11 protein-coding genes and 4 pseudogenes are annotated in these 13,717 nt (G+C 58.9%); 6 read left to right on the forward strand and 9 right to left on the reverse strand.

Going from position 1 to position 13,717, the window contains the following annotated elements:
• The first annotated feature begins 22 nt into the window (after positions 1–22).
• The 5 genes and pseudogenes from A2G06_08280 (at position 23) to A2G06_08300 (ending at position 4,717) form a co-directional block, all read left to right on the forward strand.
• Positions 23–907, forward strand: a complete 885-nt coding sequence (locus tag A2G06_08280) for an ABC transporter permease (protein ID ANA40297.1) — start codon at positions 23–25, stop codon at positions 905–907.
• A gap of 20 nt (positions 908–927) precedes the next feature.
• Positions 928–1,907: pseudogene (locus A2G06_08285) on the forward strand (branched-chain amino acid ABC transporter permease).
• The gene (gene livG / locus A2G06_08290; protein ANA40298.1) at positions 1,900–2,652 is read left to right on the forward strand and encodes an ABC transporter ATP-binding protein; all 753 of its coding nucleotides are present in this window, start codon (positions 1,900–1,902) and stop codon (positions 2,650–2,652) included. The pseudogene A2G06_08285 and the gene livG overlap by 8 nt, the downstream one beginning before the upstream one ends.
• Positions 2,653–2,668: 16 nt before the next feature.
• On the forward strand, positions 2,669–3,412 hold the full coding sequence (gene livF / locus A2G06_08295; protein ANA40299.1) for an ABC transporter ATP-binding protein: 744 nt from the start codon (positions 2,669–2,671) through the stop codon (positions 3,410–3,412).
• A gap of 4 nt (positions 3,413–3,416) precedes the next feature.
• A pseudogene (locus tag A2G06_08300) lies at positions 3,417–4,717 on the forward strand (phenylacetate--CoA ligase).
• Between the two features lie 6 nt (positions 4,718–4,723).
• Here the strand turns inward: A2G06_08300 and A2G06_08305 are convergent.
• Positions 4,724–5,733 (reverse strand): annotated as a pseudogene (locus A2G06_08305) (radical SAM protein).
• A gap of 386 nt (positions 5,734–6,119) precedes the next feature.
• Between A2G06_08305 and A2G06_08310 the strand changes: the two are divergent.
• Entirely contained in the window at positions 6,120–6,752 is a 633-nt protein-coding gene (locus A2G06_08310) for a hypothetical protein (protein ANA41635.1), read from the forward strand.
• Positions 6,753–7,044: 292 nt separating this feature from the next.
• Here A2G06_08310 and A2G06_08315 read toward each other — a convergent pair whose 3' ends face one another.
• From A2G06_08315 to A2G06_08350, 8 genes and pseudogenes are all read right to left on the reverse strand, one after another.
• Complete coding sequence (locus tag A2G06_08315) at positions 7,045–7,530, reverse strand: hypothetical protein (protein ANA40300.1); 486 nt, start codon at positions 7,528–7,530, stop codon at positions 7,045–7,047.
• Positions 7,527–7,742 (reverse strand): hypothetical protein, encoded by a 216-nt coding sequence (locus A2G06_08320; protein ID ANA40301.1) that lies wholly within the window; start codon positions 7,740–7,742, stop codon positions 7,527–7,529. Before A2G06_08320 ends, A2G06_08315 begins: the two co-directional genes overlap by 4 nt.
• A 418-nt stretch (positions 7,743–8,160) precedes the next feature.
• A complete protein-coding gene (locus tag A2G06_08325) occupies positions 8,161–8,364 on the reverse strand; it encodes a hypothetical protein (GenBank protein ID ANA40302.1) in 204 nt (67 codons plus the stop codon).
• Between the two features lie 149 nt (positions 8,365–8,513).
• Entirely contained in the window at positions 8,514–8,996 is a 483-nt protein-coding gene (locus A2G06_08330) for a hypothetical protein (GenBank protein ID ANA40303.1), read from the reverse strand.
• Positions 8,993–9,202 (reverse strand): hypothetical protein, encoded by a 210-nt coding sequence (locus A2G06_08335; protein ANA40304.1) that lies wholly within the window; start codon positions 9,200–9,202, stop codon positions 8,993–8,995. The genes A2G06_08330 and A2G06_08335 overlap by 4 nt, the downstream gene beginning before the upstream one ends.
• Positions 9,203–9,605: 403 nt before the next feature.
• Positions 9,606–9,800 carry a hypothetical protein gene (locus A2G06_08340; protein ANA40305.1) on the reverse strand — a complete coding sequence of 65 codons (195 nt, stop codon included), beginning with the start codon at positions 9,798–9,800 and terminating at the stop codon, positions 9,606–9,608.
• Between the two features lie 168 nt (positions 9,801–9,968).
• Positions 9,969–12,410, reverse strand: coding sequence for a nuclease SbcCD subunit C (locus A2G06_08345; GenBank protein ID ANA40306.1), 2,442 nt, complete (start codon positions 12,408–12,410; stop codon positions 9,969–9,971).
• A pseudogene (locus A2G06_08350) lies at positions 12,410–13,665 on the reverse strand (nuclease SbcCD subunit D). The gene A2G06_08345 and the pseudogene A2G06_08350 overlap by 1 nt, the downstream one beginning before the upstream one ends.
• Between the last annotated feature and the right edge of the window lie 52 nt (positions 13,666–13,717).

The following is a 13,717-nucleotide window of genomic DNA, read 5'->3' on the forward strand; positions in this document are numbered from 1 at the left end:
TTGTGAGCCGGATGCAAACACCATGAATTTAGGCCATCAGCTAGCACAGTATCTCCTTTCCGGACTTTCCACGGGGGCCATTTATTCCCTGATCGGGGTGGGATTCGCCATTATTCATAACGCCACCGGCATCATCAATTTCGCCCAGGGCGAACTCGTGATGCTCGGCGGCATGTTTACGCTCTTCTTTCTGACGGCCCTGAATCTGCCGCTGCTGGCAGCCATAATCCTGGCAATCGGCGCCACCACCCTCGTGGGAGTGGTGTTCGAACGCCTCGCCATCCGTCCCATGAAGAATGCCTCGCCCATCAGCCTCGTCATCATCACCATCGGCGGCAGCATTCTCATCCGCGGTATTGCCATGATCATCTGGGGCAAGGACACCCACGCCATTCCCACATTCTCGGGCAATGAGCCGATCCATCTGGGGGAGGCGACCATCCTGCCTCAGCACCTCTGGATCTTTACGGTGACCATCGTTGTCATGATCTGCAGCAAGCTCTACTTCAACTACACCATCAGCGGCAAGGCTATGCGGGCTTGCGCCTATAACCGCCGGGCCGCCGGCCTGGTGGGGATCGATGTGCGGCGCATGGTGCTCTTTTCCTTTGCCATCAGCTCGGCAATGGGTTCCCTGGCCGGCATCATCATCGCTCCGCTCACCATGACCTCCTACGATGTGGGCATCATGCTCGGCCTCAAAGGATTCTGCGCCGCCATCATCGGCGGCATGAGCAGCGGCCTCGGCACCATCCTGGGTGGCATTCTCCTCGGCATCCTGGAATCGCTTGGCGCGGGACTCTTTTCCTCCGGCTACAAGGACGCCATTGCCTTTATCATCCTGTTGCTGATTCTCTTTGTCCGTCCCCAGGGATTGTTCCGCAAGGGCGAGACCGAGCGCGTGTAACTGAACGGAAAATCAACATGATGCATGTATTATCTCTAGCAAAACTTCAGAGTGCGAGATTCATCGCCTTCTCACTGTTGATCATGGCGCTGCCGGTACTGATCTCTGAGGGCTACCTGCTTAATGTTTTTGTCTTTGTCGGCATCCACACCATGCTCGCCGTTGCACTCAACCTGCTTCTGGGCTATGCCGGGCAGATATCTCTGGGGCAGGCCGCATTCTTCGGGCTCGGCGCCTATGCCTCGGGCATCCTCACCGCGACCTATGGCTGGAATCCATGGCTTGCCATGGTGGCAGTCGCGGGCGCGGTCGGCATTCTTGCATTTGCCATCGGCTTCCCGATCCTGAAACTCAAGGGACACTACCTGGCCATGGCCACCCTCGGCTTCGGGATCATCGTCTACATCATCTTCAACGAGGCAGTGGAGTTGACGGGCGGCCCCTCGGGGTTCCCCGGGATCCCGAATCTGGAGGTCGGCTCCGTGACCTTTGACTCGGACCTGAAAAACTACTATCTCATCTGGGGCATCGCCCTGGTAACCATTCTTCTCTCCGTCAACCTGGTCAATTCGCGTATCGGCAGGGGGCTGCGCGCCATTCACGACTCCGAAGTGGCTGCCCGGGTCATGGGGGTCAACGTGCGCCTCCTGAAGGTACAGGTGTTCGCCCTGTCGGCGGTCATCTCCTCGGTGGCCGGGAGCCTCTATGCCCATACCATGACCTTTGTCTCGCCCACGTCGTTCGGGTTCAATTTTTCAGTGGAACTGGTCACCATGGTAATCATCGGCGGGCTCGGAAGCATCTATGGCTCATTCCTCGGCGCCACGCTCCTGACCCTTCTCCCCGAACTGCTCAGGGCGTTCCAGGACTATGATATCGTGGTGTACGGCCTGCTCCTCATCTTCATGACCATGTTCATGCCCGGCGGCTCGTGCGCGGCATCCCGGATCTGCTGCACCGGTTCCGCTCCCGCGTGGATAAGGGGACTGCCGATGCTTGAGGTCCGTGGAATCACCCAGCGCTTCGGCGGCGTTACGGCTCTTGACGATGTTTCCTTTACCATTCAGGGTGGAGGCATCACCGGTATCATCGGGCCCAACGGGGCCGGCAAGACCACGCTGTTCAATATCGTGACCGGCATCTACACCCCCACTGCCGGAACAGTCCTGCTGGACGGCAGAAACGTGACCCGCCTGGCGCCGGAGAAACTCGCCACCCTCGGCATGGTCCGCACCTTTCAGAACATCGAGCTCTTCGGCAAGATGACGGTGCTTGAAAACGTCATGGTGGGACTCCATACAAAGGGGAAAAGCGGCATCTTCGCCTCGGCGCTTCGCGCTCCCTGGCAGATGGCCGAAGAGCGGCGGCTGCGCGAACGGGCGCTGCACTGGCTCGAATTCACCGGCATTGCCGACCTGGCCGACGTGGATGCCGCCAATCTTCCCTTCGGCAAGGGGCGACTCCTTGAAATTGCACGCTCCATGGCGTTGGAGCCGAAGCTCATCCTCATGGATGAGCCTGCCGCGGGCCTCAACAGTCGTGAAACCCTGGAGTTGGCGCGCCTGATTCAGAAGATCCGCGAGTCGGGCGTTACCGTGGCCCTGGTCGAGCACGACATGGAGCTTGTGATGGACATCTGCGAGGCGATAGTGGTACTGAACCTGGGACGCACGCTTGCCCAGGGGACGCCGCGTGAGATCCAGGAAAATCCCGACGTCATAGCGGCCTATCTGGGCGAAGGCTAGGCATACCCGGTCATTTATGTTAACGATCAAGAACGTCAATACCTACTACGGCAAGGTCCATGCGCTCAAGAATATCTCCCTGCATCTCAACAGGGGGGAGATCGTTACGCTGATCGGCGCCAACGGCGCCGGCAAGACCACCATGCTCAACTCCATTTCCGCGGTCACGCCGCCGGCAGCGGGCAAGATCCTCTTCGAGGACCAGGACCTGGCCGGACTCGGGCCGGACCGGATCGTGAAACTCGGCATCTGCCAGGTCCCCGAAGGGCGCCAGGTGTTCAAGCCCCTGTCGGTGGAGGACAACCTTGAGCTGGGCGCTTATCTCCGGTATCGCGGCAGGGAAGGGCGGGGCAACATCCGCAAAGACCTGGATGACATTTACGCGCTGTTCCCCCGTCTGCACGAACGCCGCAAGCAGGCTGCCGGCACCCTTTCCGGCGGCGAACAGCAGATGCTCGCCATGGGCAGGGCCCTCATGGCACGGCCCAAGCTGCTGCTGCTGGATGAACCGTCCATGGGGTTGGCTCCCCTGGTAGTGCAAGAGATTTTCAAGGTTATCGAGCAGCTGCGACGTGATCGGGGGACAACCGTGCTTCTGGTCGAGCAGAACGCCAAGGCAGCCCTCAAGATGGCCGACCGGGGCTACGTCATAGAGACAGGTAAAGTGATACTTGAAGGGATGGCCCCTGACCTATTGGAAAACAAAGAGGTTCAGCGCGCATACTTAGGCAAGGACAAAAAGGAGATCTGGGAGAGATAAGCGTATGCAGATCTGGGATCAACAGTACGAATGCATGCAGAGGGAGGAGCTTGAGCAACTCCAGCTTGAACGGCTCCAGGCAACACTCAACAGGGCGTTCAAGAACGTAACCTGTTACCGCAACAAGTTCACCGAACGTGGCATTGTTCCCGAAGACATCCAGTCGCTGGAGGATCTGAAGAAACTCCCGTTCACCACCAAGGAAGATCTGCGCCTGAACTACCCCTACGGCATGTTCGCGGTCCCCCTGCGGGAAGTGGTGCGGATCCACTCGTCATCCGGGACCACCGGCAAACCGACCGTGGTCGGCTACACCAAGCACGACATCAAGGTCTGGTCCAACCTGGTGGCCCGCTTCATGACCGCCGCAGGCGTCACCCACGATGACGTGGTCCAGATCGCCTTCGGCTACGGCCTGTTCACCGGCGCTTCGGTCTCCACTACGGCGCGGAGGCCATCGGCGCGTCGGTCATCCCCATGAGCGCCGGCAATACCGAAAAGCAGATTATGATCATGCAGGACTACAAGACCACGGCCCTTGTCTGCACCCCCAGCTATGCCATCACCATTGCCGACCGGATGGAAAAGATGGGGATCGATCCGAAAAGCCTTTCGCTGAAGGTTGGTCTCTTCGGGGCAGAGCCTTGGTCCGAGGCCATGCGCAGAGAGATCGAAAACCGCCTTTTCGTCAGCGCCACCGACAACTATGGCCTGTCCGAGATCATCGGCCCGGGCGTGGCCGGCGACTGCGAGTACAAGTGTGGCATGCACATCTCCGAGGATGCCTTTATCGCGGAAATCATCGACCCGGAAACAGGGGAAGTGCTGCCGCCTGGAAGCATCGGAGAGCTGGTGCTGACCACCCTCACCAAAGAAGCGTTCCCCATGATCCGTTACCGGACCCGCGACATCACGAGCCTGGACTATGCCCCCTGCGCGTGCGGCAGAACCAATGTGCGGATGAAGAAGACCATGGGCCGAAGCGACGACATGCTCATCGTCAAAGGGGTCAACGTCTTCCCCTCCCAGATCGAAGAGATCCTCTTCGCCATCGAAGGATGCGAGCCCCATTACCAGATCGTCCTGGAGCGTCACGGAGCTCAGGATGTGCTCGAAGTGCACATCGAGGTGACCGAGAACATCTTCTTCGACGAGATGAAGAAGCAGAAGGCCTTCCTGGAGATGGTGGAAAAGCGGATAGACTCGGTCCTCGGCGTGGGGGCAACAGTGAAGCTCGTGGAGCCCAACAGCATCCCGCGTCACGAGGGCAAGGCCCAGCGGGTCATCGACAACCGGAAGATCTGACAGCGGTCACATGCCGATGCCGGCGATGACCGCGCCGCAGTCGGGACAGGCTCCGTTTTCGATCCTGTTCCTTTCAATGAGATATCCGTGGCGGCCGATCAGCAGGGCGGCACAGGAAGGGCAAAAAGTATTCTCTCCCCCTCACCGGGGACATTTCCTTCGTACACATAGCGCAACCCTGCCGCCTTGCCGATGTCCCGTGCCCGGCGCAGGGTTGCCACCGGGGTCCGGGGCCGGTCGGTCAACTGGTAGGTGGGGTAGAACTGGGTCACATGCCAGGGGGTATCCACCCCCAGATTGCCCGCTATGAACGAGGCGATACCCTGCAGTTCCTCATCGGAATCATTCAATCCCGGGATGACGAGCGTGGTCAGTTCAAGCCAGATACCGAGCTTCCGGTGCTCCACGATCGAGTCGAGCACTTCGGAAAGGCGGGCATGGATGTAGTCGCGGTAGAATCCCTCGCTGAACCCCTTCAGGTCGATATTCGCCGCATCCAGGTACGGCGCCGCTGTAGTCAGCGCCTTTTTCGTGATATAGCCGTTGGTGACGAACGTATTCAGCAGCTCGGCCTCCTTGGCGAGGCGGGCGGTGTCATAGGCAAACTCGAAGAAAATGGTTGGTTCGGTGTAGGTGTAAGCAATGGAGCGGCAGCCCGTGGCTTGAGCCTTCCGGATCACGGACTGGGGCGAGTGATCCTCGCCCAGGATGGGAGCTTTGGGGGGCACCTGAGAAATCGAGTAGTTCTGACAATGGCGGCAGCGGAAATTGCATCCCACCGTAGCTATGGAAAAGGATCTGCTCCCCGGCAGCACGTGAAACAGAGGTTTTTTCTCGATGGGGTCAACGTTTTCCGCCACCAGCTTGCCGTAGACGAGAGAATAGAGGGTTCCTCCCCGATTTTCCCGCACCGCGCAGATGCCACGGGCACCGTCGCCGATCTGGCAACGATGCCGGCAGAGACCGCAACGGACAAGGTTATCGTTCAGCCGCTCGTAGAACATCGCTTCCCGCATGGTCGCCTCCCGCGCCGTACTCGTCAGAGGGTCACGCCCGATCCATGGGGCGGACCTTTCTGCCGGGCCTGACAACTGACGCAATGCGTCGCATACGAAACCACCCGCAGCCGCTCCTCCACGATCTCAGCACCACACTCCTCGCAAACCGTTTCGCAAGACGCTCATGGCACTCTCTTGGCAATCGCACCATGATCCCCTCCGGAATCGTACCGCCCCACCCTGTACCGACTCAGAACGGGGAGGGCGGCAACTGGGGAAAACATCATGAGTATCTGGATACAATAGAGTATACCACCATCCGGCGTCGACTCCGGGTTTCGTAAACCGAACCATGGGGTGCCCGTGTGTAACTCTGCCAACGCCTTGATATACTGTAAATGTATATGAGAGAAGACAGAATTCGGCAACTCATTGCGCAGGAAGCGGCCCGCCTCATGTATGCCGAGGGGGTGAGCGAATACCGCGACGCCAAACGAAAGGCGGCGAGACGTTTCGGGCCGGAAAAGAGCCTCTCGCTCGGTTCGCATCTGCCCAGCAATGCTGAGATCCATAAGGAGCTCCAGCGACTCATCGCAATCCATGAAGAGAAGACTCTCCCGGAGCGGCTGCACCAGATGCGCTGCACAGCCCTGCGCTGTATGGAAATGCTGGCGCTGTTCCGTCCGTTTCTGGTCGGGTCGGTGCTCACTGGGGCAGTAACCGCTGCAAGCGACATCGACCTGCATCTGTTTGCTGAGTCAAGCGAAGAGGTGGAGGAGTTTCTGCGCAGTAGGAACATTGCCTATGAAACAGATGTCGTAACTATTCGACGAGGAGGCTCGTTTGTCGATTATTCACATATATACTTAAAAGAAGGTAAAGTGATAATCGAATGTACCATCTATGCGCTTGGCGACATTTACCGGGTACCCAAAAGCAGCATCACCGGCAAACCAATGGAGCGCGCCACCATAACGAAGCTGAGAAAGCTGATTGCCGACACGGCCAGGGCCGAAGCCAACCCTGCAAATGTCTAGGACGTCTGCCACCGACAGAGCGAATGACCAACGGAGGGGGACCCTGGCGTTTTTCATGGTGTCACATCCGGACGTTGTTAACGTCCCATAAGATATAATCTATGTAACTGATTTTGTTGGTTAATGCAGCTTTCCCTTACCTGAAATGACAGCGGTTACTTGTCTGCCTTTTTAGGACGTTTGTCTGTCATTGTCTATCGGTTTTTTCGATACGCCTGTTGTTCCTGTTTCTTCAGCCAGACGAGCCAGTCGAGCCATTGAAATGGCCGATAGCTCAAGGGAGGTTCACGAATCATCGTTTCACCCCCTTCCGCCGCCGAAATCGTCCCGCAGATCGGAGAACGCTCGAAATGGTCTCATAGGTCGCCCAAGGGGAGCCGGAAGCCTTCAGGGCGGAATTCGTGCGCCTGACTGCCTCTTTCACTTCCACGCCGTCAGCGGTGAGTTGGTCGAAGATCTCGCAGACCTCTTTGTGGAAGTCTTTCTGCATCACTTCCACTTTCTCAAGCTCAGCCGGATCGTGAGCCTTGACGATGGCGGAAGCGGAACGGGCCTTGATGTCCACGAAGCGGAAGAAACCGGCCATGGACTGAAGGAACGAGACGAAAAGCCGGGTCATGCCTTCCGGGAGGGCAAAGGAGACGTAGACGAGGCCGTCCTGGGCGCCGGAGACGTGGAAGTCCAGCAGGAACTCAGGGCGTAACGGGTTGAACTGGGTGTTCACGTCCAAGAGCAGCCGGTCGATATCAACCGGGAGAGCAGGGCGGGCCTCGATCATGGCATACCTCTGAGACGCGCAACGGACGTGGGGTTATTGCGCCGCTGATCTTCCAGGAAGCGGACCACGAGGTGTCGGACAAGGAACGAGACCGAGGCGTGAAGGGTATCGGCGCAAGACTCAAGCTCCTGGTGGTGTTTTGCATCGAGGCGAAAGGTAACCTTGTGGGTCATCCCCCCCCTCTTTACGTCGCTGAACTGTGACTTTTCCACATTTCCCCTCCGAATTTTGTCCGACATTTTAACTGTCGGTTATTATTAGTGAATATGGCTTCCGATATATTCCCGTGTTTTGCCGTAAACCCTTGTGTGGTGCCCTCTCCGACCGAATCTGAATGAAGTGCCAATTTGGCAGTAAAGTGACGTGTTACTATACCCGTCACTTTCCGGGAGCCTTCCCGATCCGGGGCAGCGGTCGGGGTTGTTGAAGGGGTCGGTACCCTCCCAGACCCCGAGGCTGTTGACCGGGGGGACACGTCCCCCCGCTGGCCCCCCTTGAAACCCCATGGGGTTTCATATGCCGTGGCCGGCACAACCGGCCCCGGCTGTTGCCGATCCGTCGCCCCCGCTGGAGCCGCTGGGAGCGACGGTACGACACAGGAGAAAGGGCGGTGATTCACCGCATTGCTGTTCATTCGGCGAACTCAGGAGGCATGCGGATAGCACCGTTGGCATCAAGGAAAGCATGGAAGCTACAGCGTTGTTCCGGAGACCAATGCGTGATGTCGTAGGTTTCGACGTTGTTGCCGCAGTCGTGAGCATAGGGCCACTCGACAAGCTCGACGGTGATCCGTTCGGGGGAGTGATCGACGGGGGATGTTGCGGTGCTTTTCATGGTGTCACCTCCAGACGTTATTTACGTCCCATAAGATATAGTTTATGTCACTTAAATCGTTGAAGAATACAGCTTGCCCCTACCCAAGAAGTCAGCACGACTTTGTCTGACTTTTTAGGTCGATTGTCGGTCAATGTCTATCGTTTTTTTCAATACCCCCCTTTCTGGCGCCGAAATCGCCCCTCAGAGCGTAAGACCTTCTGGACCGTCTCGAATGTCGCCCAAGGGTGCTGTCTTGCCTTCAAGGTCGAATTCGTGCGTTTGGTGGCCTCTTTCAGGTCGAGTCCCTGACCCCGGAAGCCGTCAAAGATCTCGCAGACCTCTTTGTGGAAGTCTTTCCGGATCACTTCCACCTTTTCCCGTTCAGCCGGATCATGGGCCTTGGTGATCGCGGAAGCGGAACGGGCCTTGATGTCCACGAAGCGGAAGAACCCCGCCATGGACTGGAGGAAGGAGACGAAAAGGCGCGTCATGCCTTCGGGCAGGGAGAAGGAGACGTAGACGAGGCCGTCCCTGGCCCCGGAGACGTGGAAGTCAAGAAGGAACTCGGAGCGCAGGGGGTTGAACTGAGTGTTCACGTCCAGGAGCAGCCGGTCCATGTCGATCGGGAGAGCAGGGCGAGGGTCGATCATGGCATCCCCCCGAGACGCGCAACGGAAGAGGGGTTATTGCGCCGCTGATCTTCCAGGAACCGGACCACCAAGTGCCGGACCAGGAACGAGACCGAGGCCCCGAAGTTAAGGGAACAGGTTTCCAGTTCTTCGAGGTGTTTTTCGTCAAGCCGGAAGGTGATCTTGCGGGCCATCCTCCCGCCTTTGATGTCGTTGAACCGAGCCATAAAACCTCCAAAATTTGTCGGACACGGTAACGTGCCGGAATTGTTAAGTATCTTCAAAACGCCATTTTCGGTAAATCTGCCGTAAACCCGCGCGGTGTCTGCCTCTCCGTTGTCGAGGGGGTGAGTCTCAGAAATGAGACTAAAGGACCGTGTTACTAGGCCGGTCCTTCCCTGATCCGGGGCAGCGGTCGGGGCTGTTGAAGGGGGTCGTTTCACTCCCAAAAAACTGAGCTGTTGACCGGGGGGGCTGGCCCCCCCGCTGGCCCCCCTCGAAACCCCATGGGGTTTCGTATGCCGGGGCCGGCACAACCGGCCCCGGCAGTGGCCGAGCCGTCGCCCCCGCTGGAGCCGCTGGGTCGACGGCACGTCACCGAGAAAGGGCGGTGATTCACCGCATTGCTGTTCACTCGGCGATCTCCGATGGAATGCGGACAGCGCCGTTGGTTTCGAGGAAGGCATGGAGATCACGCCGTTGATCAGGAGACCAGTGGGTGATGTCATAGGAGTCGCTGGTGGTGCCGCAATCGTTAACGAAGTGCCAGTCAACGAATTCAATCGTGATCTTTTCGACGGGGAGTGTTGCGGTGGGATTTTTCATAATAGACCTCCGGGATTTTACGTCCCATAAGATATATTATGTAAAGTTTATGATGTGCGTTGAAGGATAGCCTGAGACCCGCCATTTCACCGCTGTCGGACTAAAGGCATTGATCGGGGCCGTATGCCGTTACACTGGTATGTGGTTACGCTTGCATGATCACCGAGATCACTCGCCCAGTTGAATCATCTGATCCGTAATCTCGGTAAAGGCCACATCATGGCTGATGAGGAATAGCTGGTCGTACCAGTGCTCGGTAACCTCTTCCCGACCGACGTCGATGGCGCGGAAGGCAGTGGCGAGGTTTTCCCGCCTGGAAGCGTCAAGATTCGACGTTGGCTCGTCGAAGAACGCGATCCGGGCGCCGATGGTCTGAAGCAGCGCCAACCGCAGTGCTACCACGGCGCTCATGGTCTGGCCGCCGGAGAGCTGGTCGTCACTCCGTTCGCGGACAACGCCGTCCGCCATGTCCCGAAGGACGATCTGGTAGTTCTCGCCCCAGACCAGTTCCTCATCGGTCTCGGCAATGGTGCGGTAGATCCGGTCGGCGCGGAGGCTGATTTCCTCCCGGAACCGCTCCGAGAGTTGGGCTGAGACGTTCTTGAAGACCTGGTTGCGGAGGAACTTGACGAGTTTCTCTTTCAGCTCGAAGGAATTCCGTTCGGACTGTTTCCGTGCGATCTCGTCTTTAAGCAGCTTCAGTTTGCCGATTTCATCCTCAAGGCGCTTTTGGTCCTTCTCCAGATTCTCGATCTGCTGGGCCAGCGAGGCGACTTGCGCTACCAGGCGGTCTTTCTGGTCACGGGCATCCTTGTGCCGGTCCGGGTTATAGATTTCCTGAAGCCGGGCAAGTTCTTCTTTCTTCCCGATGAGGTGCTTCTGCAACTCTTCCAGGAGTCGGAGCATCTTTTCCAGGGTCTGGCGCCGGTTATCCAGATCCAGGGCATCCTTTTCGTGGGCATGGTAGGCATCGCGGTCGGCCTGGAACCGGCCCCGCTCCGCAGTTGCATTTTCAATCTCGCGGTCGAGGCCGACAAAAACCTGAAGATCTTCCTTGCGAACTTTTGCCCGGGCGGCCGCTTCGGCCTGTTGCGTTGACAGTGCCAACAACGTCGCGGCGCGCTTCTCATTTCTGGCGCGGCGTTCAGCCAGGGCCGTCGCCTGCTTGTCCAGTTCCCGGCTCCGGACTGCCAGGGCGGCAAGCTGCTTCTCGGCCGCCTCGGCGTCAGCCACCTCTACGGACAGTTTGCCCAAGGCCTCGGTGAGTGCCTGCATCTTCCGGTCAAGCGCGGCAATCCTCGTGGTGAACACGTCTTTCGGCGTGGTTCCGGCCACGTTCCGGCAAGGCTCCTTGAAAAAGGGGCACGACCCTTCGCCGAGCTTCTCCTGCCCCTCCAGAAGTCCGATACGGCGCCCTTCCAAGAGTCCCTTTTCCGAGCGAACGCCATTGACCTCGTCGCGAAGTCCTGACAGTCGGCCAGCCGTGTCCACCACCATCCGGTCCGGCTTGAGTTCGCTCCGGGCCTTGGCAAGGGCGTCCTCTTCCTCATTGAGGCGGCGCCCCTCCCCTTCTATCTCCTTCTGCTCATGTTCGACTGCCTGGGTCAGGCGCTGGGTCTCATTTTCAAGGCGGGCAACGTCCTTCTCGATTTCTCGACGCTGTTTGTCCTTACTCACCAACTCCGCCAGCCGCGACTCGGCCCGTTCGAAAGCCTCCTTGCCTGGACGCGTCTGATCCAGAACCCCGCTGGCCTTCTCCGCCTCCCCTACCCGTTGCCTCTGATCCCTGATCTTGCCCTCGCCATCAGTGATGCGGTTGGCAAGGATCTGGATCTCGGCCTGGAGCGCGGCGATTCCTTTTTCCTGGCCATCGAGCTCGATAAGCTGTTTCTCCACGTCCCGCAGGGCATCCGTTTGTGATGAAAGGACTTTCCGGAGTGCCTCGGCATCGGTCTTTATTTTTGCCAGCTCATCTTCACGCTCGGGCAGGACCACAACCTGGGCTTCTTTCGCCTCGATCTCCACGGCGATAATCTTGATCTTTTCCTGCACAGCGGAGAGGAGCGCGCTGGTGCTCTTGTAGGTCTTACGCCAGGCATCGATGCCGAGGATCTCGTCGAATGCCTCCTGGCGTTTGGTGGGCTGTTTGATGACGAAGGGGCCGAGGAATTCGTTCTGGAACGGGCCGATTACCAGCTTGAACTGCTCCGCCAGGGGCCGGCCGTTATTGAGCCCGAGGAGTTCGGCAATGCGGGCTTCGGTCTCTTCGAGCCGGGCGTGCTCCTCCACCTCGAAGGCTCCACCCTGCGCTTTGGCCAGAAGCCACTTGGTCGGGGTGCCGACGGTGCGGGTCACCCGCCAGGTCTCGTTGGCGTCGGTGCTGAAGGTGACGGCGATCTCTCCCTTCTTGGTACCGATGGAGAGAAACCGGTCCACGTTGGAGACGAAGTCCCGGGCGTCCACCCCGAACAGGGCGTAGCCGATCGCCTCGAACACCGTGCTCTTGCCGACGCCGTTGGGGCCGGAAAGGACGTTGATCCCGGCGGAGAAGGTAAGCTCCGTGTCGCGGTGGGATTTTATGTTCTTCAGATGGATGGAGAGTATCCGCATCAGGCAGGCTCCCGCATCAGAAGACCCAGCAACTCTTCGCCGTCCGTCTCCCCCTTGAGCACCTGGTCGCGGATCGCCAGGGAAAGCCGCACCAGTTCATCCTCCCGCCCCTTGTACTCGCTCTTGGCGGATATCAACTCCCTGAGCACCTCCCGCTCGATCTCGGCGAGGCTCTTCTTCTCGGATTCTGCGCCACCGCCGGCAGTGACCAGGGAGAGGTGGTTCTTGATCTCCACATGGAGAGGGTTGCAGATCTCCTCAAGGGCCAGACGAAGCCGTTCCCGCCCCAGTTCGAAGGGGTGGAAGCCGACCCGGCCGGTGAGCTTGACCTCCAGGAGCGGCTGGCGGTCATCGCTGAACGATGCGATCTTTGCGGCAACCTCGTTGCGGAACCGTGCCAGGGCTGCTTCCGCATCTCCGGCACCATCCAGGTCAATGGTGGTCACCAGCATGGGGCGGGGACTGGTCGGGCGGAACTCGTGGGTGAAGACACCATCCTCCACGGTAACCAGGTAATACCCCTTGTCGTATTTTTCCTCGCCGAAGTTGACGCATTCGGGGGAGCCGGGATTGAAGGCGTAGGGACGGCCTCGGGGGTGGCGATGATATAGGGTTTATGGCCGTGGCCCAGGGCCACGTAGTCGAAGACATCGGCCAGGGGGATCGCTTCTTCCGGTTTCATGTTGCCGATCTCCACCGGTGAGTAGGTCCAGACCCCCACATGGAAGAGGAGGATGTTGTTCGTGGTGGTGATAGCATCGCAGATGCGTGCTACATGGGCGCCGGCCTGGGTGCCGATGTAGCCAAGGCCGTAGATGTTGAGCCCGTTGACCTCGATGTGGCCACCCATCCCCTGCTCGTAATCGAAGGTATCAAAGCGGTAGCCGCCGGTCTCGGTGCGGCTGGGGCGCAGCAGGTGGATGTACCCCATCTGCGACAGGGCCTCCATCCAGGAGATGCTGTCGCGGCGGTGAATCCAGTCGTGGTTGCCCTCCACGGCAATGCAAGGGATGCGGGCGTCTTTGAGCGGCTGAAGTATCTCGATGGTGCGGGCGAAGGTTCGGGGGAGGATCTGGCCGGTGTGGAACAGGTCGCCGGCGATGAGGACGAAATTGACCCTCTCCGTGATGGCGCCGGACACAATGCTGCCGAGCATGCGGAAGAAGTCTTCGTAGCGTTCAGCCTCACCGGTGGAGGTGCGGTAGGTTTTGCCGAGGTGGATGTCGGCGGTGTGGAGGAAACGGCATCTTGTCATGCTGCTTGTGTCCTTTTAGCGTCAACATACAGTTAACCGACGGCATTGTTCA

It is taken from the genome of Geobacter anodireducens, from assembly GCA_001628815.1.
Classification (GTDB): Bacteria; Desulfobacterota; Desulfuromonadia; order Geobacterales; family Geobacteraceae; genus Geobacter; species Geobacter anodireducens.

Coding starts and splice junctions, on each gene's coding strand:
- A2G06_08330 (ANA40303.1), bottom strand. CDS start 8,996: ATGATCGACCCTCGCCCTGCTCTCCCGATCGACATGGACCGGCTGCTC.
- A2G06_08315 (ANA40300.1), bottom strand. CDS start 7,530: ATGATCGAGGCCCGCCCTGCTCTCCCGGTTGATATCGACCGGCTGCTC.
- A2G06_08280 (ANA40297.1), top strand. CDS start 23: ATGAATTTAGGCCATCAGCTAGCACAGTATCTCCTTTCCGGACTTTCC.
- A2G06_08335 (ANA40304.1), bottom strand. CDS start 9,202: ATGGCTCGGTTCAACGACATCAAAGGCGGGAGGATGGCCCGCAAGATC.
- A2G06_08345 (ANA40306.1), bottom strand. CDS start 12,410: ATGCGGATACTCTCCATCCATCTGAAGAACATAAAATCCCACCGCGAC.
- livG (ANA40298.1), top strand. CDS start 1,900: ATGCTTGAGGTCCGTGGAATCACCCAGCGCTTCGGCGGCGTTACGGCT.
- A2G06_08325 (ANA40302.1), bottom strand. CDS start 8,364: ATGAAAAGCACCGCAACATCCCCCGTCGATCACTCCCCCGAACGGATC.
- A2G06_08340 (ANA40305.1), bottom strand. CDS start 9,800: ATGAAAAATCCCACCGCAACACTCCCCGTCGAAAAGATCACGATTGAA.
- livF (ANA40299.1), top strand. CDS start 2,669: ATGTTAACGATCAAGAACGTCAATACCTACTACGGCAAGGTCCATGCG.
- A2G06_08310 (ANA41635.1), top strand. CDS start 6,120: ATGAGAGAAGACAGAATTCGGCAACTCATTGCGCAGGAAGCGGCCCGC.